This is a genomic window from Streptomyces albireticuli (assembly GCF_002192455.1).
GTDB lineage: Bacteria > Actinomycetota > Actinomycetes > Streptomycetales > Streptomycetaceae > Streptomyces > Streptomyces albireticuli_B.
In genome coordinates this window covers 5115565-5138198 of record NZ_CP021744.1, presented here as the reverse complement: position 1 = coordinate 5138198, position 22634 = coordinate 5115565, and the positions used below count along the sequence as shown (strand labels likewise).

Here is a 22634-nt window from a genome sequence, read left to right as displayed (position 1 = left end):
CCCCTGTCTTCCGTCCCGGGTGGGTCAGGCCTTCCCGGCCCGCGCCCGGCGGCGGGCCAGCAGGGCCTCGCGGCGCTCGTCGAACCGGGTCGCCTCGCCGTCCAGGCCGTTCATGAACAGGCCGAGCTCCTCCTGGGCGCGCAGGCCGTCCGGGCCCAGACCGGTGATCTCCAGGACCTTGAGGAAGCGGAGGACGGGCTGGAGCACGTCGTCGTGGTGGATGCGGAGGTTGTAGATCCCGCCGATGGCCATCTGGGCCGCGGCCCGCTCGAAGCCGGGGATGCCGTGGCCGGGCATCCGGAAGCCGACGACGACGTCGCGCACCGCGGTCATGGTCTGGTCGGGCGCCAGCTCGAAGGCCTTCCCCAGCAGATTGCGGTAGAAGACCATGTGCAGGTTCTCGTCCGTGGCGATCCGGGCGAGCATGCGCTCGCAGACCGGGTCGCCGGAGTGCTTGCCGGTGTTCCGGTGCGAGATCCGGGTGGCCAGCTCCTGGAAGGCCACGTAGGCGACCGAGTGCAGCATGCTGTGCCGGTTGTCGGACTCGAAGCCCTCGGACATGTGCTGCATCCGGAACCGCTCCAGCGCCACCGGGTCCACGGCGCGCGACGTCAGCAGGTAGTCCCGCATGACGATGCCGTGCCGGCCCTCCTCCGCCGTCCAGCGGTGCACCCAGGTGCCCCAGGCGCCGTCGCGCCCGAAGAGGGACGCGATCTCGTGGTGGTAGCTGGGGAGGTTGTCCTCGGTCAGCAGGTTGACGACGAGGGCGGTGCGCCCGATGTCGGTCACCTTGGACTGCTCCGGCGCCCAGGCCTCGCCGCCCATCACCCCGTCGAAGTCGCGCCCGTCGCTCCAGGGCACGTACTCGTGCGGCATCCACTCCTTGGCGATCTTGAGGTGCCGGTTGAGCTCTTCCTCGACGACCTCTTCCAGCGCGTACAGCAGGCGGCTGTCGCTCCATACGGCCCGAGCGTGGTGACGGAGGGGGGCGATGGTCACAGACAGCTCCTGATGGGGGGACGATCTTACTTACGGCTCCGTAGGTTACGACACCGTAGGTTAAGCGGACCGTAAACGCCAAACATCCCTGGTCACAGCCGGTGCCACGCGGCCCCCGCACCCGCGCGCGGCGGGCCCGGGGGCCGGGGGTTCACCCGTTCGGGCGAGGTGGCCGCTCACCGAGCGGAGTCGGCGGCCGTATGTGCGCGGCCGTATATATAAGGACAAGGGACGTGATACGGAACTTTCCCGTCCGCTGGGCTTCCCGCGCCTGAGGCGCACAGCCCCTGAGGCTCACAACTCCTGGGTGACGCGGTGGATCAGCTTCCGCGACTCCTCCGGCCGCAGGGCACTCCGCGCCAGGGAGTCGAACAGCTCGCGGTACATGGTCACCAGGGCGTACGCGTCGACGAACCCGCCGCCGAAGGCGCTGTCGATCTGCACGGTGTCCAACTGCGGTACGGGGCCCACCGCGTACAGCATCGACTGGGCGGTGCCGATGAGGTCGTCCATGTCGAAGGGGAGGACCCGCAGGGTGACGTGCGGCCACCGCGCGGCCTCCATGAGGAACTCCAGCTGCTCCCGCTGGACGGCGCGGCCGCCGTAGCGCATCCGCAGGGCGGCCTCGTGGACCACCACCTCCGTCTCCGGCGCCGGGGTCCGCGCGAACACCCGCCGGCGGCCGACGCGGTGCGCGACGCGGGCGCGCAACTCCCGTTCCGGAAGCCTCGGCCGCGCGCTGGCGAAGACCACCCGGGCGTAACCCTCCGTCTGGAGGATGCCCGGCACATGGGTGACCTGCATCAGCCGCAGGGCGGTGGCGTGGTGCTCCAGCTCCGAGACGTCGAGGAAGCCGGGCGACAGGACGCCCCGGAACTCCTCCCACCAGCCGCGCCCGCGCTCCTCGGCCATCCCGCACAACTCGCCGACCAGCCGTTCGTCGCCCGCCTTGTAGTGCGCGGCGAGGCGGCGCACCCGCTCGGCGCTCACGCCCCAGCGCCCGGCCTCGATGTGGCCGATGCCCGCCGCGCCGCCGCCGAGCAGGGCGCCGGCCTCCCCCGCGGACATCCCGGCCGCCTCCCGCAGCTTCCGCAGCTCGGCGCCTAATCGGGCCTGGCGCGCGGTCGGGTTGCTTCTCGGTGGCATGGGTACGGCCCTCCGCTTCGACGCCCATGGGGTCTCCCCGGCCACCCTCCCACAGGAGCGCGCGCCCGGAGGCGGGCGCGGAGAGGACACCGCACAGGTGTGTGGTGCGGGGCGGGCCGGCGGCGCCGGGTACCCGGCGGCGGCCGCCGGAAACAGCGCCGCCCGGCGCCCCTGGTCCTTACGGATCGAGGGGGCCGGGCGGAAAGGCTTTGTGTCAGCGGCGAACGGTGTCAGCGCGTGCGCGGGTGGTGGGTGTTGTGTGCGTGCGTGGCGGGGTTGTCCGAGCCACGCGCGGCCACCATGGTGATGCCCGTGATGACCAGGAACAGCACGATCGGCGCGGCGACGTAGAGGCCGAGCGTGTTGATCACGCTCATGCCCGGGCCCGGGTCGTCGCCGTCGTCGCGGGTGAGCGCGAACGCGGGGGACGACATCAGCAGCATCAGCATCGTGCCGGTGGCGATGGCACCGGCACGCACGGCGTTCTTGTTGACCTTATTGCTCACGGGCTCAACGTATCGGACAGCCGCGCGCACCGCGCGCCCGGGGTGGCCTATCGGCGCCCCGCGGGCGGCCCGCCGGCGTCCCGGCCGCGGCCTCGGACCGCCTCCATCAGCGCGTGCAGCCGCGGCGAGACGGTCAGCTCCTCCAGGGAGACGGGCCGCCCCGAGGCGTCGGCGATGGGCAGCCGCCAGTTCGGGTACTGGTCCCAGGTGCCCGGCAGGTTCTGCGGGCGGCGGTCCCCGACCGTGTCGGGGAGCCAGACGCCGGTCATCCGGGCGGGGGTCATCAGGAGGTAGCGGTGGACGGCCCGGACCGCGGCCTCCTCGTCGTACGGCCCCTCGGGGAGCAGGCCCAGCCGGCCGAAGAGGGCGAGCCACTCCGCGACCTCCCGGGCGTCCTCGCGCTGCTCCTCGGCGAGCGGGCGGCCGAGCAGGCCCAGCCGGTGGCGCAGCTCCACGTGGTCGCCGGTGAGCCGGGCGGCGGTGCTCGGCAGGTCGTGGGTGGTGGCGGTGGCCAGGCACTCGGCGCGCCAGCGGGCGGGCTCCAGGGGCTCGGCCGGGCCGCCGTCCGCCCGTCCGTAGTCCCGCTCGAACCACAGGACGGAGGTGCCGAGCACACCGCGCTCGGCGAGCGCCTCGCGGACGCCGGGCCCGACCGTGCCGAGGTCCTCGCCGACCACGGCCGCGTTCGCCCGGTGGGCCTCCAGGGCGAGGACGCCGAGCATGGCCTCCGGGTCGTAGCGGACATAGGTGCCCTCGGCCGGCTCCCTGCCCTGCGGCACCCACCACAGCCGGAAGAGGCCCATCACGTGGTCGACACGCAGGGCGCCCGCGTGCCGCAGCAGGGCGCGCAGGAGGTCGCGGTACGGGCCGTAGCCGGTGGCCTCCAGGGCGTCGGGGCGCCAGGGCGGCAGGCCCCAGTCCTGGCCCCGGGAGTTGAAGGCGTCGGGGGGCGCGCCGACGGACATGCCGGCGGCGAAGGCGTCCTGCTGGGCCCAGGCGTCGGCGCCCGAGGGGTGCACGCCGACGGCCAGGTCGTGGACGAGGCCGACGCGCATGCCCGCCTCCCGGGCGGCCCGCTGGGCGGCGGCCAGCTGCTGGTCGGTGAGCCAGGCGAGCCAGCAGTGGAAGTCGACGCGGTCGAGGAGCTCGCCGCGGGCCTGGGCGGTGCGGGCGGAGCGGGGGTCCTTCAGGCCGCCGGGCCAGGACCGCCAGTCGGGGCCGTGCACCTCGGCGAGGGCGCACCAGGTGGAGTGGTCGTCGAGCGCCTGGCCCTGGCCGGTGAGGAAGGCGTCGTAGGCCGCCCGCCGGCCGGGGGCCATGGGGACGGCGCGGACGAGCTCCAGGGCGCGGCGCTTGAGGGCCCAGACGGCGTCCCGGTCGATGAGCTCGCCTTTGGTCAGGACGGCGTCGCGCAGGGCGGCGGCCCGGGTCAGGAGCTGGTCGGCGCGGTCCCGGTGGGCCCCGGTCAGGTAGGCGAACTCGGTGACGTCCTCGACGCGCAGGTGCACGGGGTCGGGGAAGCGCCGGGAGGAGGGCCGGTAGGGCGAGGGGTCGGTGGGGGCGCGGCCGCTGCCCGGCACGGCCGCGTGCAGCGGGTTGACCTGCACGAAGTCGGAGCCGAAGGCGCGGCCGGACCAGGCGGCGAGCTCCGCCAGGTCGCCGAGGTCGCCCATGCCCCAGGAGCGGGCGGACAGCAGGGAGTACAGCTGCACGAGGAAGCCGTGACCGCGCTCGGGAGGCGCGGGCAGCCGCCGGGGCGCGACGATCAGGGAGGCGGTGGCCGTGCGGCCGTCGGGGGCGTGGGCGCACAGCAGGTGGCGGCCGAGCGGGAGCGCGGGGGCGGCGTCGCCGTGCGTCCAGGGGAGGCTGTCGCCGTCCTCCGTGTCGACGCGCAGGGCGGTGCCTTCGGGGAGCGCGCGCGGCGCGGGCGCGGGTGCCGTGCCGGGGGGCTCCGACCGGAGCACCACCGTGGCCGGCAGCAGCCGGCTCCGCTCCGCCCGGGCGTGGGCCTCCAGGGCGTCCCGGACGGACCGGGGGGTGGAGGCGTCGACGCCGAGGGCGGCGAGGACCGCGACGACGGTGTCCTCGGGCACCGGCACGCCGTCACCGGGCGAGGGTTCGTAGGAGGTGGCGACGCCGTGCAGGGCGGCGAGTCGCGCTCGGCCCATTCAGACCTCCGTGTGCTCCGTACCGGATGCCGCGACCACGGCCGGTTCGCTGGTGAGGGGCGGTTCGGTGGTGAGCGGGGGCTCGCTGGTGAGCGGGGTGGCGTCGGCGAGGGGCGGCTCGCTCGTCAGCGGGGCGTCCGCCGGGCCGGGCAGACCGGCGGCCCCGGTGAGGCCGGAGAGCAGGAGTTGTGCGGACGCGGCCACGGGGGCCTCCTGGGATGACGGCAGTGGGTCACGTCTGCCCTACCCACTCACGGCGGGCCCAGACGTACGGATCCCGAGAAGCGGATTTTGGGGCGGAAGTCCAGGTGACACCCCATCTTTGACCCTTTCCGCACCCTTCGAAACTACGTCCACACGACGACGCGCCGGGCAATACAGGCACTTCGGTCACGTCCGTTGACACGTTCATCCGCTGGTGATGGGCTCGACCTTCGAATGAGCTCGACGGACCCGGCGGAGCGGGACGGAGCTCGGCGAGGAGCCCTACGAGGGCTCCGGCGAGGGCCCGGCTTCGGGCCCGCCCCGCACCAGGCGGAACGCCGGTGACGGGGCAGCGGGACATCCGAGGGCAAGGAGACGGCCGTGCACTTCCGGGGCGACGACACCTCTCCCGCCGCTTCCTCCTCCGGCCCCGCCGCGCCCCGTTCCGGCCCGGGGTCCGGTGCGGCGTCCGGCTTCGGCGCCTCCCTCCCCCACCCCCGGCGCGCCGGCGTCACCGTGCTGGCCGCCGCGCTCCTCGGCGGGCTGCTCGGCGGCTCCCCCGACGCCCTCGCCGCGCCCCGCCCGGACGGCGCCGCGACGGCCGCGCCGGACCGCGAGGGCGACACCGCCCTGCCCCCGGTCTGGCCGCGCCCGCAGAGCGCGCGGGCCCGGGGCCCGTACGCCCGGATCGGCGACGAGGTCACCGTGATGGCCGACCCCGGCACCGACCCCTACGCCGTCGAGGCCCTCCGCGGCATCCTGCGCGGCCTCGGCGCCCGCACCGTCGTCGACGCCGCGCCGGGCGGCACCCCGCCGCCCAGCGGGCTCATCGTCTACGCGGGCGGACAGGCCGCCGAGAACGCCCTGCGGGCCCTCGGCGCGCCCGCCGCCGGCGATCTGCCCCGGGGCGGCTACCGCCTGGCGACCGGACAGGTCGACGGCCGCCCCACGGCGGCCCTGGCCGGCACCGGCGAGGACGGGCTGTTCCACGCCGCGCAGACGCTGCGGCAGCTCGCCGTGGACACCGGGGAGGCGGGCGGCGGCCGCGCGTTCGCCGGCGCCGTGGTGCGGGACTGGCCCGGCGCCGCCGTGCGCGGACTGACCGAGGGCTTCTACGGCACGCCCTGGTCGCAGGAACAGCGGCTGGCACAGCTGGACTTCATGGGCCGCACCAAGCAGAACCGCTATCTGTACGCGCCGGGTGAGGACCCGTACCGCCAGGCCCGCTGGCGCGCCCCCTACCCCGCCGAGGCCCGCGCCGACTTCCGCGCCCTGGCCGAGCGCGCCCGCCGCAACCACGTGACCCTCGGCTGGGCGGTCGCGCCGGGGCAGTCGATGTGCTTCTCGTCCGCCGAGGACCTGCGGGACCTCAAGCGGAAGGTCGACGGGATGTGGGCGCTGGGCGTCCGCGCCTTCCAGCTCCAGTTCCAGGACGTGAGCTACAGCGAGTGGCACTGCGACGCGGACGCCGAGGAGTTCGGGCGCGGGCCCAGGGCGGCGGCGAAGGCCCAGGCGAAGGTCGCGGGCGCGCTGGCCGCCCATCTGGCGGCCAAGGGACCCGGCACCGCCCCGCTGTCGCTGCTGCCGACCGAGTACTACCAGGACGGGGGGACGGCCTTCCGGCGGGCGCTGGCGGACGCGCTGGACCCCCGCGTGGAGGTGGCCTGGACCGGCGTCGGGGTGGTGCCGAAGACCATCACCGGCGGCGAACTGGCCGACGCCCGCGCCGCCTTCGGGCACCCGCTGGTGACCATGGACAACTACCCGGTCAACGACTTCGCGCAGGACCGTATCTTCCTCGGGCCCTACACCGGCCGGGAGCCGGCCGTGGCGACCGGCTCCGCGGCCCTGCTGGCCAACGCCTCCGCGCAGCCGACCGCGGCCCGGATCCCCCTGTTCACCGCCGCCGACTACGCCTGGAACCCCCGCGGTTACCGGCCCCAGGAGTCCTGGCGGGCGGCCGTCGACGACCTGGCGGGCCCGGACGCCCCGGCCCGCGAGGCGCTGCTGGCGCTGGCGGGCAACGACGCGTCGTCGGTGCTCGGCAGTGACGAGTCGGCGTACCTGCGGCCGCTGCTGGACGGTTTCCTGGAGGCGCTGTCGGGCACGGACCAGGGCCGGGTCACCGAGGCGGCCGACCGGCTGCGCGCCGCGTTCCGCACCATGCGGGAGGCGCCCGCGCGGCTGGCGCGGACGCTGGACGGCTTCGAGGACGAGGTGGGCCCCTGGCTGGAGCAGCTGGCGCTGCACGGCGAGGCGGGCGGCCGGGCGGTGGACATGCTGACCGCCCAGGCGCGCGGCGACGGCGGGACGGCCTGGCGGGCCCAGCTCGACGTGCAGCGGCTGCGCGAGCGGATCGTGGCCGGCCGGGCGACGGTCGGCAAGGGCGTCCTGACCCCCTTCCTGGACCAGGCGCTGGCCCGCGCGAACGGCTGGACGGGCGTGGACCGGCCGGTGCGCGGCGCGGGGCTGTCCACCGACGGCGACCCGGCCACGTCGGTGGCGCCCGCGCCGGGCGGCCCGCTGACCGTAAGGCTGACGCGGGCCCGCCCGCTGACGGCCGTCACGGTGCTGACCGCGCCCGCCGCCGGGGTGCGCGGCCGGGTCGAGGCGCACGACCCGGCCCGGGGCTGGCAGCCGCTGGGCACGGTGTCGGACAGCGGCTGGACGCAGTCGCCGGGCAAGGGGCTGCGGGCGGACGCGCTGCGGCTGGTGTGGACCGGCGGCGGCACGCCGCCCGACGTGCACGAGATCACCCCGTGGTTCGCGGACACGCCCTCGGCCGACTTCGAACTCACGCACCAGGACGCGGACGCGGAGATCGGTGGCGGCCCGACGGCCGTGGCCGCCCGGATGATCAACCGGCGGCCGGAGCCGGTCCGCGAGAAGCTGACCGTAAGGGCGCCGGCCGGGGTCACGGTGAAGGCGCCGGCGGAGCTGACGGTGGCGCGCGGCGGCGTGGCCACGGCCCGGATCGAGCTGTCGGTGCCGGCCGGGGGCGCGGCCCGGACGTTCACGGTGCCGGTGCGGCTGGGCGACCAGGAGCGGACGCTGACCGTAAGGGCGTACCCGGCGACGGACGGGCCGGACCTCGCGCGCGAGGGGCGGGCGAGCTCCTCCGGCGACGAGGGGGCGCGCTTCCCGGCCTCGGCGGCCGTCGACGGCGACCCCCGGACGCGCTGGTCCTCACGGCCGGTGGACGACGCCTGGTGGCAGCTGGAGCTGGCGCGCCCGGTACGGCTGGGGCGGCTGGTGCTGCACTGGCAGGACGCGCACCCCTCCCGCTACCGGGTGCAGGTCTCGCCGGACGGGCGCACCTGGCGGGACGCGGCGGTGGTGGCCAAGGGCCGGGGCGGTACGGAGACGGTCCGGATGGACGCCCCGGGCACCCGGTTCGTCCGGGTCCAGGGCGAGCGGCGGGCGACGGAGTTCGGTTACTCGCTGTGGTCGGTGGAGGCGTACGCGGTGCGGGACGCGGGCGCGGCGAAGCCCTGAGACCGGGCCGGGGCGGCCCGGGTGGGGCGGGAGCGGAGGGGAGCGAGGTCCGGGGACGGCCGGAGGCGGCCCGGGACCGGGCCGTCGCCGCATCCGCGCGCCTCCGCGCCCCGATACGACGACGGCCCGGTCGACTCAGGCGGAAATGCCGTCGATCCGGGCCATCGCGTCCTCCGCGCCGAATGCCTCCAGATAAGGCAGCCAGCGCGGATCCCTATGCCCCGTGCCGATGATGCGCCACGCCAGGCCGGACGGTGGCGCCGGCTGATGGCGCAGCCGCCAGCCCAGCTCGGCGACGTGCCGGTCGGCCTTGACGTGATTGCAGCGGCGGCATGCCGCCACCACGTTCTCCCAGGCGTGCTGTCCGCCGCGGCTGCGCGGGACGACGTGATCGACGCTGGTTGCGACGCCACCGCAGTACGCGCAGCGTCCGCCGTCACGGGCGAACAGGGCGCGGCGGGTGAGCGGAACGGGCCCCCGAAAGGGCACCCGCACGAAGCGCTTCAGCCGGACGACGCTGGGTGCGGGGACGGTGCAGGTCGCGCTGTGCATATAGGCGCCGGAGTCCTCGAGGCTGATCGCCTTTTCGTTGAGGACGAGTATGAGCGCGCGGCGGAGCGGTACGACGCCGAGCGGCTCGTACGACGCATTGAGGACCAGGACATGCGGCACGGGTGCCTCCTTGTACGCCGGCGGCGCGTGGCTCGCGCCGGGACGATCTCCTGCAAGTGTCCCCCGGCCCCTGGTCGGAGCGCCACCATCACCAGGTAACGGGCCACGGGTGTTTTGGAACACACCGTGTTCATCCCCCGCCCAAGACCTGTCGCATCTCGAACAGAACAACGGAGGATCTTCGCTGCCCCGTTAGTGTGGTGAGTCTGCCCGCGCCACCCCTCGCCGCGGGCGTGTCTTCCACGAAGGGTTCCCGCTGTGTTCTGGTCCGCTGCTCTGGCCGCCGACTCGACGCCCCGCCCCACCTCGCTCGACGAGGCACAACGGACGGCGAACGACGCCGCGGGCTGGGTGGAGGAGAACTGGTCCGTCTGGCTCAGCAACGGTCTCCGCATGATCCTGATCGTGGTGATCGCGGTCGTGATGCGCTCGCTGATCCGCCGGGCCATCACCAAGCTGATAGCGCGGATGAACCGCACCGCGCAGGCCGTCGACGGCACGGCGCTGGGTGGACTCCTCGTCAACGCCGAACGACGCCGGCAGCGCTCCGAGGCCATCGGCTCGGTGCTGCGCAGCGTCGCCTCGTTCCTGATCATGGGTACGGCGGCGCTCACCGTGCTGTCCGTGCTCCAGATCAATCTGGCGCCGCTGCTGGCGAGCGCGGGTGTGGCGGGTGTGGCCATCGGTTTCGGCGCCCGCAATCTGGTGACGGACTTCCTGTCCGGCGTGTTCATGATCCTGGAGGACCAGTACGGCGTCGGTGACGAGGTCGACGCCGGGGTCGCCACCGGCACGGTCATCGAGGTCGGGCTGCGCGTGACCAAGCTGCGCGGCGCCAACGGCGCCATCTGGTACGTGCGCAACGGCGAGGTCAAGCGCATCGGCAACCTCAGCCAGGGCTGGGCCACGGCCGGCGTCGACATCCAGGTCCGCTCGGACGAGGACCTGGACCGGGTGCGCGGGGTCATCGAGCGCGTCGGCGAGGAGATGCACAAGGAAGAGCCGTGGAACGAGCGGCTGTGGGAGCCGGTCGAGGTCCTCGGCCTGGACGCGGTCTACCTCGACTCGGTGGTCATCCGGGTGTCGGCGAAGACCATGCCGGGCGTGGCGCTCGGCGTGGAGCGCGAGCTGCGCTGGCGGATCAAGCGGGCGCTGGACGCGGAAGGCATCCGCATCGTGGGCCGCCCGGCGGAGGCGGAGCTGGAGACGGAGTCCCCCACCGACGCGTCGGCCGCCGTCGCGGCCCCGTCCGCGCTGGCGAACCCGACGTCCCCGCAGTCGCAGGCGACGACCCCGATAGCGCCCGTGCAGACGGTGCCGGGGCCGGCGCTCGGCAAGTAAGGCTGCCCGGCGGGCGGGCCCGCCGGGCAGGCCTCAGGCCGCCGGGACGCCCGCCGTCCGGAACACCTTGTCCAGGAAGTCGTCGAGGTTCACGGCCATCCGCGTGAGCCGCTCCTCCTCGGTGAGCGACTCCTGGTACCGGGCCGTGAGCAGCGGCTTCCGCTTGCCCCGTACGTAGAGCGGGCAGGCGAGGTCCGCGCACATGTAGGCGCCGACGGTGTTGCCGTCGCGGCCCGCGGCGCCGATCTTGCGGGCGGCCAGCAGGGACACGCCCGAGGCCACGTGCCCGGTCAGGCAGATCGAGCAGATCGACGACTTCATCATGGACCGGGGCCCGCTCTGCGGGACGCGCAGCGTGATGCCGACGAGCTTCCCGGCCCGCTCGGCGACGATGTAGCCCCGGTCGGGGGCGCCCGGGTCCCGCCAGCCCAGGAAGTCCAGGTCCGCCCAGGGCAGCTCGGCCAGGCCCCGGGGCAGGGAGATCCTGCTCGCCTCGCCCTTCGAGCAGTTCACGAAGGAGGCGCGGATCTCTTTGTCACTCAGCGGTTCCATGGGTCATGAAGCTAACAGCGGGACAAGCCGGACGTCGCATGATTTTCCTGTGCGCGGAGCATTGACGCCCGCGTTGACCTGCCCTTACGGTCCTGTTCGGCAATAGGAAAGTTTCCTAACAGACGTCGACAGGCAGGCGGAGTCATGGCCGGAACCCCGGGGACCCCGCGCGTGCTGCGGGCCATGAACGACCGCGCCGCGCTCGATCTGCTCCTCGCCCACGGGCCCCTCACCCGCACCCGCCTGGGCGAGCTGACCGGGCTGTCCAAGCCCACCGCCTCCCAGCTCCTCGGCCGCCTGGAGAGCGCGGGCCTGGTGCGGACGACCGGGAACGTCACCGGCCGGCCCGGCCCCAGCGCCCAGCTGTACGAGGTGGACCCGGGCGCCGCCCATGTCGCCGCCCTCACTGTGGACCCCGAGGGGATCACCGCGGCCGTCGCCGACATCACCGGCCGCGTCCTGGGCGAGCACCGCCTCGCGGCCGTGGCCACCGCCGAGGACGTCCGGGACCGCACCGCCGAGCTGGTCGGCCGGGCCGTGGACGGCGCCCTCGCCGCGGCGGGGCTCCGCCCCGGCGCCCTCCACCGCACCGTCATCGGCACCCCCGGCGCCCTCGACCCGCACACCGGTGCCCTGCGCTACGCCCCGCACCTGCCGGGCTGGCACTCCCGCACGCTCCGCGACGAGCTCGCCGAGGCGCTCGGCACCCCCGTCGCCGTCGAGAACGACGTCAACCTCGCCGCGCTCGCCGAGCGGCACGACGGCACCGCGCGGGGCGTCGAGAACTTCGTCCACGTCTGGGCGGACGAGGGCGTGGGCGCCGCCGTCGTCATCGGCGGCACCCTGCTGCGCGGCGCCACCGGCGGCGCCGGCGAGATCGGCTACATGCCGGTGCCCGGGGCGCCGCTCACCCGCGGCGGCGGCCCGCGCGACGCCGGTGGCTTCCAGCGGCTCGTCGGCGCCCCCGCCGTCCTCGGCCTCGCCCGCGCCCACGGCCTCGACGCGGCCACGGCCGGGGAGGCGCTGCGCCTCGCGGCCGGCACGCCGGGCGCCGGTGACGCGGTCCTCGCCGAGCTGGGCCGGCGGCTCGCCGTGGGCCTCGCGGCGATCGTCGCCGTCGTCGATCCCGAGCTGGTCGTGCTCTCCGGAGAGGTGTGCCGGGCCGGCGGCGAACGGCTGCGGGAGCTGGTCGAGGAGGGGCTGACCGGGCTGGCCCTGCCCCGCCCGCGGCTCCGGCTGAGCACGGTCGAGGGCTCCCCGATCCTGGCCGGCGCCCTCCACACGGCACTGGCGGCCACCCGGGACACGGTCTTCGACACGACCATCGCGCGGGCGGGCCGGGCCCGGACGGCCACGCCATCCGACCCGGGCGGCTCCTGAGGACCCGGAAGGGGCGGGCAGGGGAGCACCCGCCGCTCTCCCCCTACCTCCGCACCCCACCCGCCGCGAAGGAGGCCCCATGCCCCGCCCGCGCACCAGACCCCGCCTCACCCGCCGCACGCTCCTCCCCCTCCTCGCCACCACCGCGTTACTCCTGAGCGGCTGCGCCAACCCCTCCACCGGCAGCGCCGACGACGACCCCACCGCCCCCGTCACCCTCGCGTTCTGGCACGGCTGGTCGGAGAAGCACGAGGTCAAGGCGGTCGACGACTCGATCGCCCGGTTCCGGAGGCTGCACCCCCACATCCGGGTGAAGACCACCGGGAACGTCAGCGACGCCACCGTCAACCAGGCCCTGCGGGCGGGCGGCGGCAACGCCCCCGACGTGGTGTCGTCCTTCACCACCGACAACGTCGGGCAGTACTGCTCCTCGGGCATGTGGGCCGACCTCGACCCCTTCCTCAAGAAGTCCGGCATGGTGAAGGAGCGGATATTCCCCGAGGTCCTGCTGGACTACACCCGCTACCGAGGCAAGCAGTGCGCGCTCCCGCTGCTCGCGGACGCCTTCGGGATGTACTACAACAAGGACGCCTTCGAGAAGGCCGGCATCACCCGCCCGCCCCGCACGATGTCCGAGTTCCGGCGCGCGGCCGTGAAGCTCACCGAGCGGACCGCCGGCGGCTCGTACCGGCAGCTCGGGTTCATGCCCGACTTCCGGCTCTACCAGAACAGCCCGGACCGCCTCTTCGCCCAGTGGGCGCCCACCTACTTCGACGAGGAGGGGAAGTCCCGGCTCGCCCGCGGCGGGGCGGCGGAGGACTTCTTCACCACCCAGCGCCGGATGGTCACCGAACTCGGCGGCTACAGCGCGCTGGAGAAGTTCCGCACCACCTTCGGCGACGAGATGTCCTCGCAGAACGCCTTCCTCACCGGCAAGCTCGCCATGCACATGGACGGCGAATGGCGCGGCCTGATGCTCGACGCCGCGAAGCCCCGCTTCCGCTGGGGCACCGCCCCCATGCCCGTCCCCGACGACCAGGCCGACGCGTACGGGCGCGGCTATCTCACCGGCACCGTCGCGGGCATCGCGCACAGCAGCAGGCACCAGAACGCCGCGTGGGAGCTGGTGCGGTTCCTGACCGCCGACACCTCTCAGGTGGTCGCCTTCGCCAACGCCATCCACAACGTGCCCTCGACCAAGGCCGCGCTCGCCTCACCGGAGCTGGCGCGCGACCCCGCCTTCCGCACCTTCCTCGGCATCGCGCGGCACCCGCGCAGCGTCAGCATGCCCCCGTCCGTCAACGGCGGGAGGTACGTCCTCTCGCTCCGCGACTTCGCCTTCAGAGCGGAGGCGGGCCGGGTGCCCGACCTGAAGAAGGGCCTGCGCCGTCTCGACCGGCAGATAGACGAAGACAACCTCCAGTCCCGGAACTGACGGAGTACGCCATGGCGACACCCCTGGCCCACCGGCCGGCACCCGAACGACGCCGCGGACGCACCCGCGAGCGGCTGCGCGTCCTCGGCTTCCTCTCGCCGTGGCTGATCGGCTTCACCGTCTTCTTCGGCTATCCCCTGCTCGCCACCGTCTACTTCTCCTTCATGCACTACAACCAGATCCAGGCGCCGACCTTCGTCGGCCTGCGGAACTGGGCCTATGTGCTGGGCCGGATGCCGCTGTTCGGCCCCGCGCTGTGGAACACCCTCTGGCTCGTCGTGGTGATGGTCGCCCTGCGGGTGGTCTTCGGCCTGGGCATCGGCCTGCTCGTCACCAAGGTGAAGACGGGCGCCGGGTTCTTCCGCACCGCCTTCTACCTGCCCTACCTGGCCCCGCCCGTGGCCGCGACCGTGGCCTTCGTCTTCCTCCTCAACCCCGGCACGGGCCCGGTCAACGAGGCCCTCGGCGCCCTGGGGATCCCCGCGCCGAACTGGTTCAACGACCCGGCCTGGGCCAAGCCCTCCCTGGTGCTGCTCTCGCTGTGGGGCATCGGCGACCTGATGGTCATCTTCATGGCCGCCCTGCTGGACGTGCCCAAGGAGCAGTACGAGGCCGCCGAGCTGGACGGCGCGGGCGCCCTCGCACGGTTCCGGTACGTCACCTGGCCGTCGATCACCCCGATCGTGACGTTCGCGGTGGTGACGGGCGTCGTGCAGACCATGCAGTACTACACGCAGGCGCTGGTCGCCGGGAAGCTCGCCTCGGGCGTCAGCGTCGGGCCGGGCACGGTGATCCAGCCCGGTTACCCCGACGGCTCGACGCTCACCGTGCCGCAGCTCGTCTACTCGCTCGGCTTCCAGAACTTCGACACCGGTGCCGCGTGCGCGCTCTCGCTCGTCCTCTTCGCGATCGCCATGGCCGTCACCTCCCTGCTGATGCGCGGCCGCGCCGGCCTGCTGAGCGCGGAGGACTGAGGCCGTGACCCCCACGACAGCCACCGGCCCGGCGGGGCACCGCGCCCGCTCCGCCCTGCGCTGGATAGCGGTCCACACCACCGCCGTGGCCGCCGCCCTGTTCTTCGTCCTCCCCTTCGTCTTCGTCCTGCTGACCTCCGTGATGAGCGACGAGCAGGCGATGAGCGGCGAGCTGTGGCCGCACGAGTGGCACTGGTCGAACTACGCGGAGGTCTTCCGCACCCCGGGCTTCCTCACCTGGTGGCGCAACTCCCTGCTCTACGCGGGGCTCGGCACCCTCTTCACGGTGTGCTCCTCGGTCCCGGTGGCCTACGCGCTGGCCAGGTTCCGCTTCCGTGGCCGGCGGCCCGCGATGATGCTCGTGATCGCCACGATGATGCTGCCGCCCCAGGTGATCGTCATTCCGATGTACCTGGTGTGGGCGCAGCAGCTGCACCTCTCGGGGTCGCTGTGGCCGCTGATCGTGCCGATGGCGTTCGGCGACGCCTACGCCGTATTCCTGCTGCGGCAGTTCCTGCTCACGATCCCCCGGGAGTACCTGGAGTCGGCGAAGGTGGACGGATGCGGGGAGCTGCGCACCCTGGTGCGGATCGTGGTGCCGATGGCGAAGCCCGGGATCGCCGCGGTCGCGCTGTTCCAGTTCTTCTTCTGCTGGAACGACTACTTCGGGCCGCAGATCTACGCGGCGCAGAACCCGGGCGCCTGGACGCTCAGTTACGGGCTGGAGTCCTTCAAGAGCGCGCACAGCGTCGACTGGAACCTGACCATGGCGGCGACGCTGCTGGTCATGGCCCCGGTCGTGCTCGTCTTCTTCTTCGCACAGAAGGCCTTCGTCGAAGGCGTCACCCTCACCGGCGTGAAGGGCTGAACCCCCATGAGGCCCCTATGGAACTGAGGTCCGCATGAAACTCACCGTGGTCGGCGGAGGCTCGACCTACACCCCCGAACTCGTCGACGGATTCGCCCGGCTGCGCGGGACGCTGCCGGTGACGGAGCTGGTCCTCGTCGACCCGGCGGCCGACCGGCTGGAGCTGGTGGGCGGCCTGGCCCGGCGGATCTTCGCCCGGCAGGGCCACCCCGGCCGGATCACCTGGACCGCGGATCTGGACGCGGCCGTGGACGGCGCCGACGCCGTCCTGCTCCAGCTGCGCGTGGGCGGCCAGGCGGCCCGGCAGCAGGACGAGACCTGGCCGCTGACCTGCGGCTGCGTCGGACAGGAGACCACCGGCGCGGGCGGCCTCGCCAAGGCGCTGCGCACGGTCCCGGTCGTGCTGGACATCGCGGAGCGGGTGCGACGGCGCAACCCCGCCGCGTGGATCGTGGACTTCACCAACCCGGTGGGGATCGTGACCCGGGCGCTGCTCACCGCCGGGCACCGGGCCGTCGGGCTGTGCAACGTCGCGATCGGCTTCCAGCGGAAGTTCGCCCGGCTGCTGGGGGTGGAGCCGGAGGCGGTCGCCCTGGAGCACGTCGGGCTCAACCACCTGACCTGGGAGCGGGCGGTGACGGTCGGCGGCCGGGACGTGCTGCCGGAGCTGCTCGCCGAGCACGGCGCGGCCGTGGCCGAGGACCTGCGGATGCCGCGAGCGCTGCTGGACCGGCTCGGCGTGGTGCCCTCGTACTACCTGCGCTACTTCTACCAGCACGACGAGGTCGTGCGGGAGCTGCGGACCAAGCCCTCGCGGGCCGCCGAGGTGGCGGAGATGGAGCGGCGGCTGCTGGAGATGTACGGCGACCCGGCGCTGGACGAGAAGCCGGAGCTGCTGGGGAAGCGGGGCGGCGCCTTCTACTCGGAGGCGGCGGTGGCGCTGACGGCCTCGCTGCTGCGTCCCGAGGGCGCCCGGGGAGCCGTGCCGGACGCACGGCCGGACGTACAGGTGGTCAATGCGTTCAACAACGGGACGCTGCCCTTCCTCCCCGACGACGCGGTGATCGAGGTGCCGGCCGAGGTGGACGCGCGCGGCGCCCGCCCGCTGCCGGTGCGGCCGCTGGAGCCGCTGTTCGCCGGGCTGGTCGCGAACGTGACGGCCTACGAGCGGCTGGCCCTGGAGGCGGCGCTCCTGGGGGGCCGCGAGCGGGTGTTCGCCGCGCTGCTCGCGCATCCGCTGATCGGGCAGACCGAGCGGGCGGACCGGCTGACCGACGAGCTGCTGGCGCACAACCGGGAGCACCTGGCGTGGGCGTGACCGGTGCGTCGCTCGCCGTCGACGCGGGCAACAGCAAGACCGACGTGGCGCTGGTGGGCCCCGACGGCGCCGTGCTGGGGCAGGCGCGGGGCGGGGGCTTCCGGCCGGCGGTGACGGGCGCCGGGGCGGCCGTCGCGGGCCTCGCGCCGCTCGTCGCGGAGGCGGCGGCGCGGGCCGGGCTCGCGGCGCCGCCGGTGGTGGAGCACGTCCAGGCCTGTCTGGCCAACGCCGATCTGCCGGTGGAGGAGCGGGCGCTGGCCGCGGAGATCGGGGCCCGGGGCTGGGGCCGCTCGGTCACGGTCGTCAACGACACCTTCGCCCTGCTGCGGGCGGGCCTGCCCGACGACGGGTCGGTGGCGGGCGTGGCCGTGGTGTGCGGGGCGGGCATCAACTGCGCGGGCGTGGCGCCGGACGGGCGGACCGCGCGTTTCCCGGCGATCGGGCGGATCTCGGGCGACTGGGGCGGCGGCGGGTTCCTGGCGGAGGAGGCGCTGTGGTGGGCGGCGCGCGCGGACGACGGCCGGGGCGAGCCGAGCGAGCTGGCCCGGGCGGTGCCCGCGCACTTCGGGCTGTCCGGGATGCCGGAGGTCATCGAGGCGCTGCACCTGGGCCGGGTGGCGCGGAGCCGGTGCCACGAGCTGGCGCCGCTGCTGTTCGCGGTGGCCGCCGGGGGTGACCCGGTCGCGCGGGCGGTCGTCGCCCGGCAGGCGGAGGAGGTCGTCACGATGGCCGTCGTGGCGCTGGGCCGGCTGGGGCTGCTGGCCACGCGGGTGCCGGTGGTCCTGGGCGGCGGGGTGCTGGCGGCCCGTCACCCCTTGCTGCACGACCGGGTGGTGGAGCTGCTGGCCGAGCGGGCGCCCGAGGCCGTGCCCCGGGTGGTCACGGCCCCGCCGGTGCTGGGCGCGGGGCTGCTGGCGCTGGATCGCGCGAGGGCTTCGGAGAGGGCGTCGGAGGGGGCGCCGCGGGAAGCGCGTCGGGAGGCAGACCGGGAGGCACGTCGGGAAGCACACACGCGGTTGCGCGCGCACTTCGCGTAGGTCTCCGCGGGTGGCGGTCCCGCCTCTTCCGGGACCGCCTCGGCCCTTTACGACCAAGGCCGTCCCACCTGGCTGGATTCCACGGAACCACCGCACTCTTCACGTCATGTTCACATCGTGAGAGGCGTCACCCCGGACCAGGATATTCCGCAAAATCTCCTTACGAGATCCCGTCCGGGCGCGGATTTTCCTGACACTGCGTCAATACGGTCATTCGCCAGAAATTCCTCCCCTGGCATTTGTTGACCTTTCATGTACCGAATGTCCGTAAAGCAGCCAACCATTTCGCGCCCTCCTCGGCGGCGTGCAAGCATCCGGGCCGCACGGATTGATCACGAAATACGGGAAGCAACCGCCATCAAAAGGGATTTGCGGGGGCATTCGCGATCAATTCCTGCTCCTGATCATCCTTCCGAGGGGGGTACGACCCATGTCGTCCAACGTCACCCGACGCCTTGTGCTCAGAGGAACCGCCGTGGCCGTCGCCGGCGCCGCGCTCGCCGCGCCGACCGCCATGGCCGCGACCCGTACGGCCACGGCCGCCATGACCGACCACTCCGGCCACGGCGGCCACGGCGGACCCGCGGCGTTCGACGAGGTCTACCAGGGGCGCCGCATCGTCGGTAAGCCCGCGACCGGCGAGCACGCCGCGCACGGCGGCTTCACCGCCTCGATCGACGGCAAGGAACTGCACCTGATGCAGAACGCCGACGGCACCTGGATCAGCGTCGTGAACCACTACGAGACGTTCGCGACCCCGCTCGCCGTGACCCGCGCCGCCGTCGACAAGCTCCGCGGCGCCACGCTCGTCCCGATCGCCACCTGAGTCACCGCTCTGCCGTTCCACCGACCCGACCCGAGAGGACAGAACCCCCATGGCAGTGCGTAAGAACCAGGCGACGCTGAGCGCCACCGAGAAGCGCAACTTCGTCAACGCCTTGCTGGAGCTCAAGCGCACCGGCGTCTACGACGGATTCGTGCGGACGCACAACGAGTTCATCATGAGCGACACGGACAACGGCGACCGCGTCGGCCACCGTTCCCCCTCGTTCCTCCCCTGGCACCGCCGCTTCCTGATCCAGTTCGAGCAGGAGCTCCAGAAGATAGACGCCTCGGTCACCCTCCCGTACTGGGACTGGACCGTCGACCGCTCGACCACGTCCTCGATCTGGGGCGCCGACTTCCTCGGCGGCAACGGCCGCAGCCGTGACTCCCAGGTGACCACCGGCCCGTTCGCGTACTCCACGGGCAAGTGGAACATCAACGTCAGCGTCGACAACCGCTCGTACCTCCAGCGTGAGCTGGGTGCCAGCGGCCAGCTGCCCACGCGCGCCCAGGTCGACGCCGTGCTCGCCATGACCACGTACGACATGGCTCCCTGGAACAGCGCCTCGGACGGCTTCCGCAACAACCTGGAGGGCTGGCGCGGCCAGGGCCGCGTCCACAACAGCGTCCACGTGTGGATCGGCGGCCAGATGGCCACCGGCGTCTCCCCCAACGACCCCGCCTTCTGGCTGCACCACTGCTTCATCGACAAGCTGTGGGCCGACTGGCAGCGCATGCACCCGACGTCGCCCTACCTGCCGGCCGCCGGCACCGCGAACGTCGTGGACCTCAACGACACCATGCGCCCCTGGAACAACGTGACCCCGGCCGACATGCTGGACCACACGAAGTTCTACACCTACGACCGCTGACGGCCGGTCCGGCCCCGCGCAGCGTGACGGTGCCCCACGGGCCCGTCCGGTTCCCCGCCCACCCGCGCGGGAACCGGACGGGCCCGTCGCGCGTGGTGGGTACGGAGGCCGGTGCGGGCCCCGGTGCGGATCGCGATCAGAACAAGATCGGGCCGGTACCGGTGTGTTTGTCAGCTCCTGCGGCCATACTGCTGGCCGGGGCTGCTGTTCGTCCGGGGCCGGCCCGGCCGGCCGGGGGAACGGGCGTCCACAGCGACCGAGGGGGAGGTCCCGTGTCATACCCGCAGCCGGCCGGTGGCGCCGCGCCGCCACCGCCCACGCCCGCCCTGCCCGCCGCCTGGCGGGAAGCGGCCGACCGCCTGCGGGCCGTGGCCACGACCGAGCCGGGCCGGCTGCGCGCCATCGGCGCCCTCCTGGCCCTGCTGCTCGTCGCGTTCGGCGCGGTGACCGCCTGGCAGGTCGCGGACCGGGCCTCGGCCGCCGACGCCGTGGTGGGCAGCAGCCAGCCGCTCAGCGCCGACGCCGCCGACGTCTACCGCTCCCTGGCCGACGCCGACACCACGGCCGCCAGCGGCTTCCTCGCCGGCTCCCGGGAGACCCCCGCCGTCCGGCAGCGGTACGAGAAGGACATCGCGCTGGCGGCCGGCCTGCTGGTGAAGGCCGCGGCCAACGCCGAGGGCTCCGACACCGCCCGCCGGCAGATCTCGCGGCTGAACGAACTCCTCCCGCGCTACACCGGCCTCGTGGAGTCCGCCCGCGCCAACAACCGGCAGGGCCTCCCGCTGGGCGGCGCCTATCTGCGCACCGCCGGCGACCTGATGCGCGACGACCTGCTGCCCGCCGCCCGCGAGCTCTACGAGACCGAGACCGGACGGCTCGGCTCCGACTACTCCGACGCCAAGGCCTGGCCCTGGGCCTCGCTGGTCCTCGGCCTGGCCGCCCTCGGCGCGCTCGGCTGGGCGCAGCGGCGCACCTACCTCCGCACCCACCGCGTCTTCAACCACGGGATGCTGGCCGCCACCGCGACGGCCGTGGTGGTGCTGCTCTGGCTGACCGTCGGGCACGCCCTGGCCCGCTCGGACCTGGAGGGCTCCTCGGCCCAGGGCGCCCGGTCGCTCCAGGTGCTCAACGAGGCCCGCATCGGCTCGCTCCAGGCGCGCGGCGACGAGAACCTCACGCTGGTCGCGCGCGGCGCGGTGCTCACGGAGAACAAGGACGACGCGTACGAGGCGAGCTACCGCGAGGGCATGCGCAAGCTCGTCGGCGACGGCCGCGGCGCCGCCGCGCCGGGCACGCTGCTGGCGCGGGCGCGGGCACTCGCCGAGGACTCCGAGGGCCGGGCGGCGGTCGACGCCGCCGTCAGGGACGTCCGCGAGTGGCAGGTGCGGCACGCCGAGGCGCGCGCGGCGGACGACAGCGGGGACTACGACCGGGCGCTGCCGAAGGTGATCGGCGAGAAGGGCAGCACGGGCGAGTCCTTCGACCGGGTGGACGAGCAACTCCGCCGGGCCCTGGCCCATGAGCAGCGCGACTTCCGGGCGGCGGCGGACGACGGGCGCGGAGCCCTGGCCGGGCTGGCGGCGGGGGCCGTGGTGCTGGCGGTGCTCGGCGCGGCGGGCGCGGTGCTGGGGATCGGGCGCAGACTGTCGGAGTACCGGTGACGGGGGGAGGCGGGCACGTGACGGGGCAGGAGCACGGGCGGGCACACGGGCAGCCGGGGCGAACGGGCCGGTTGGTACGGGCGATACGGGCGCGGCGGGCGGGACAGCAGGTGCTGGCGCGACCGGAGGTGCCACCGGAACCGAAGGCCACCCAGGGGCCGAAGTCACCGGACGTCCCGAGGATTTCGCGCGGCCGGTCGCTCGCCCTGGCCACGGCTGCGGCCGGGTGCGCGCTCGCGGCCACGGCCGCCGCGCTGGTGCCGGCCGGCACGGCGGAGCACCGCGTCACCACCGTGGCCGACCGGGCGGACCGAGCCGCCGCGGCGCCCGCGACCTGCACCGACCCCGAGGCGAGCCTGCGCCCGGGGGACGGCGCGGACGGCCCGGCGGTGCGCCGGATCAAGAGCCGTGGGCGGCTGATCGCGGGCGTCGACCAGGACAGCTTCCGCTGGGGCTACCGCAATCCGTCCACCGGCGAGCTCAGCGGCTTCGACATCGACCTGACGCGCGCGATCGCCAAGGACATCCTGGGCGACGCCGACAAGGTGACCTTCCTGGCGATCCCCACCAGCCAGCGCATCCCCGCCCTGGAAAAGGGCAAGGTCGATCTCATCGCGCGCACCATGTCCATCACCTGCGACCGGATCCGACAAGTCGCCTTCTCCACCGCATACTTCGTCGCCGGCCAGCAGATACTTGCCCCGAGGGGGTCTTCCGTCACCGCGTTCGACGACTCCCTGAAGGGGAAGAAGGTCTGTGCGGCCAAGGGGGCCACAGCGGAGTCGAAGATGAGGGAACAGCCGCACGGCGCGCGCCTGGTCACCGTGCCCAACCAGCTGGACTGCCTGGTCCGGCTCCAACTCGGCCAGGTGGACGCGGTGCTCACGGACAACGCCCTGGGGGCCGGTCTGGCCGCCCAGGACCCGTCCGTGGAGCTCGTCGGAAAGCCGTTCACCACCGACCCGTACGGCGTGGCGATGAACCTCCGGGACGAGGACCTGGTACGCCGGGTCAACAAGGTGCTGGACGACTACCGCAGCGGCGGCGGCGACAGCCCGTGGATGCGGGCGTACACCAAGTGGCTGGCGGCCGACCTCAAGGGCTACACCGCGCCGCCGGCGCCCAAGTACCGGGACTAGCACGACACCGGGAGGGCGCCGGGGCGGCACGGAAACGGTCCG

General features: G+C 74.0%; 19 protein-coding genes. 12 read left to right on the top strand and 7 right to left on the bottom strand.

The annotated features are described in order from the left end of the window. Positions 1-24: 24 nt before the first annotated feature. The 5 genes from SMD11_RS22165 to SMD11_RS22145 form a co-directional block, all read right to left on the bottom strand. Entirely contained in the window at positions 25-999 is a 975-nt protein-coding gene (locus tag SMD11_RS22165; RefSeq protein WP_087928098.1) for an acyl-ACP desaturase, read from the bottom strand. A gap of 294 nt (positions 1000-1293) precedes the next feature. Continuing rightward, positions 1294-2145: a DUF5753 domain-containing protein gene (locus SMD11_RS22160; RefSeq protein WP_087928097.1), complete on the bottom strand. Its 852-nt coding sequence runs from the start codon at positions 2143-2145 to the stop codon at positions 1294-1296. A 230-nt stretch (positions 2146-2375) separates the two neighbouring features. Then, entirely contained in the window at positions 2376-2651 is a 276-nt protein-coding gene (locus SMD11_RS22155; protein WP_087928096.1) for a hypothetical protein, read from the bottom strand. Positions 2652-2698: 47 nt separating this feature from the next. Continuing rightward, positions 2699-4819: a 4-alpha-glucanotransferase gene (malQ, locus tag SMD11_RS22150; RefSeq protein ID WP_087928095.1), complete on the bottom strand. Its 2121-nt coding sequence runs from the start codon at positions 4817-4819 to the stop codon at positions 2699-2701. Further along, positions 4820-5023 carry a hypothetical protein gene (locus tag SMD11_RS22145; protein WP_087928094.1) on the bottom strand — a complete coding sequence of 68 codons (204 nt, stop codon included), beginning with the start codon at positions 5021-5023 and terminating at the stop codon, positions 4820-4822. 381 nt (positions 5024-5404) lie between these two features. Here SMD11_RS22145 and SMD11_RS22140 point away from each other — a divergent pair, with 381 nt between their 5' ends. Continuing rightward, a complete protein-coding gene (locus tag SMD11_RS22140; RefSeq protein ID WP_418952465.1) occupies positions 5405-8518 on the top strand; it encodes a beta-N-acetylglucosaminidase domain-containing protein in 3114 nt (1037 codons plus the stop codon). Between the two features lie 135 nt (positions 8519-8653). On the opposite strand, the gene SMD11_RS22135 is transcribed toward SMD11_RS22140, so the two are convergent. Then, positions 8654-9190, bottom strand: coding sequence for an HNH endonuclease (locus SMD11_RS22135; RefSeq protein ID WP_087928093.1), 537 nt, complete (start codon positions 9188-9190; stop codon positions 8654-8656). Between the two features lie 258 nt (positions 9191-9448). Between SMD11_RS22135 and SMD11_RS22130 the strand changes: the two genes are divergently transcribed. Next, positions 9449-10531, top strand: coding sequence for a mechanosensitive ion channel family protein (locus tag SMD11_RS22130; protein WP_087928092.1), 1083 nt, complete (start codon positions 9449-9451; stop codon positions 10529-10531). Positions 10532-10564: 33 nt separating this feature from the next. On the opposite strand, the gene SMD11_RS22125 is transcribed toward SMD11_RS22130, so the two are convergent. Further along, entirely contained in the window at positions 10565-11083 is a 519-nt protein-coding gene (locus SMD11_RS22125) for an FBP domain-containing protein (RefSeq protein WP_087928091.1), read from the bottom strand. A gap of 144 nt (positions 11084-11227) precedes the next feature. On the opposite strand from SMD11_RS22125, the gene SMD11_RS22120 reads away from it, so the two are divergent. The 10 genes from SMD11_RS22120 to SMD11_RS22075 all read left to right on the top strand — a co-directional run bounded on the left by SMD11_RS22120 (position 11228) and on the right by SMD11_RS22075 (position 22592). After that, positions 11228-12463, top strand: a complete 1236-nt coding sequence (locus SMD11_RS22120) for an ROK family transcriptional regulator (RefSeq protein ID WP_234366128.1) — start codon at positions 11228-11230, stop codon at positions 12461-12463. Positions 12464-12542: 79 nt separating this feature from the next. Next, positions 12543-13898: an ABC transporter substrate-binding protein gene (locus SMD11_RS22115; RefSeq protein WP_087928090.1), complete on the top strand. Its 1356-nt coding sequence runs from the start codon at positions 12543-12545 to the stop codon at positions 13896-13898. Positions 13899-13909: 11 nt separating this feature from the next. Continuing rightward, complete coding sequence (locus SMD11_RS22110; protein ID WP_087928089.1) at positions 13910-14872, top strand: carbohydrate ABC transporter permease; 963 nt, start codon at positions 13910-13912, stop codon at positions 14870-14872. Between the two features lie 4 nt (positions 14873-14876). After that, a complete protein-coding gene (locus tag SMD11_RS22105) occupies positions 14877-15740 on the top strand; it encodes a carbohydrate ABC transporter permease (RefSeq protein WP_087928088.1) in 864 nt (287 codons plus the stop codon). A gap of 34 nt (positions 15741-15774) precedes the next feature. Next, a complete protein-coding gene (locus tag SMD11_RS22100; protein ID WP_087928087.1) occupies positions 15775-17058 on the top strand; it encodes a 6-phospho-beta-glucosidase in 1284 nt (427 codons plus the stop codon). Continuing rightward, positions 17049-18095 (top strand): N-acetylglucosamine kinase, encoded by a 1047-nt coding sequence (locus SMD11_RS22095; RefSeq protein WP_234366127.1) that lies wholly within the window; start codon positions 17049-17051, stop codon positions 18093-18095. The genes SMD11_RS22100 and SMD11_RS22095 overlap by 10 nt, the downstream gene beginning before the upstream one ends. A 430-nt stretch (positions 18096-18525) precedes the next feature. Then, positions 18526-18921 (top strand): apotyrosinase chaperone MelC1, encoded by a 396-nt coding sequence (melC1, locus tag SMD11_RS22090; RefSeq protein WP_087928086.1) that lies wholly within the window; start codon positions 18526-18528, stop codon positions 18919-18921. Positions 18922-18970: 49 nt separating this feature from the next. Then, positions 18971-19792 (top strand): tyrosinase MelC2, encoded by an 822-nt coding sequence (gene melC2 / locus SMD11_RS22085; protein ID WP_087928085.1) that lies wholly within the window; start codon positions 18971-18973, stop codon positions 19790-19792. Between the two features lie 272 nt (positions 19793-20064). Further along, on the top strand, positions 20065-21453 hold the full coding sequence (locus SMD11_RS22080; protein ID WP_418952464.1) for a hypothetical protein: 1389 nt from the start codon (positions 20065-20067) through the stop codon (positions 21451-21453). 182 nt (positions 21454-21635) lie between these two features. Next, complete coding sequence (locus SMD11_RS22075) at positions 21636-22592, top strand: glutamate ABC transporter substrate-binding protein (RefSeq protein ID WP_199844082.1); 957 nt, start codon at positions 21636-21638, stop codon at positions 22590-22592. Positions 22593-22634: the final 42 nt, after the last annotated feature.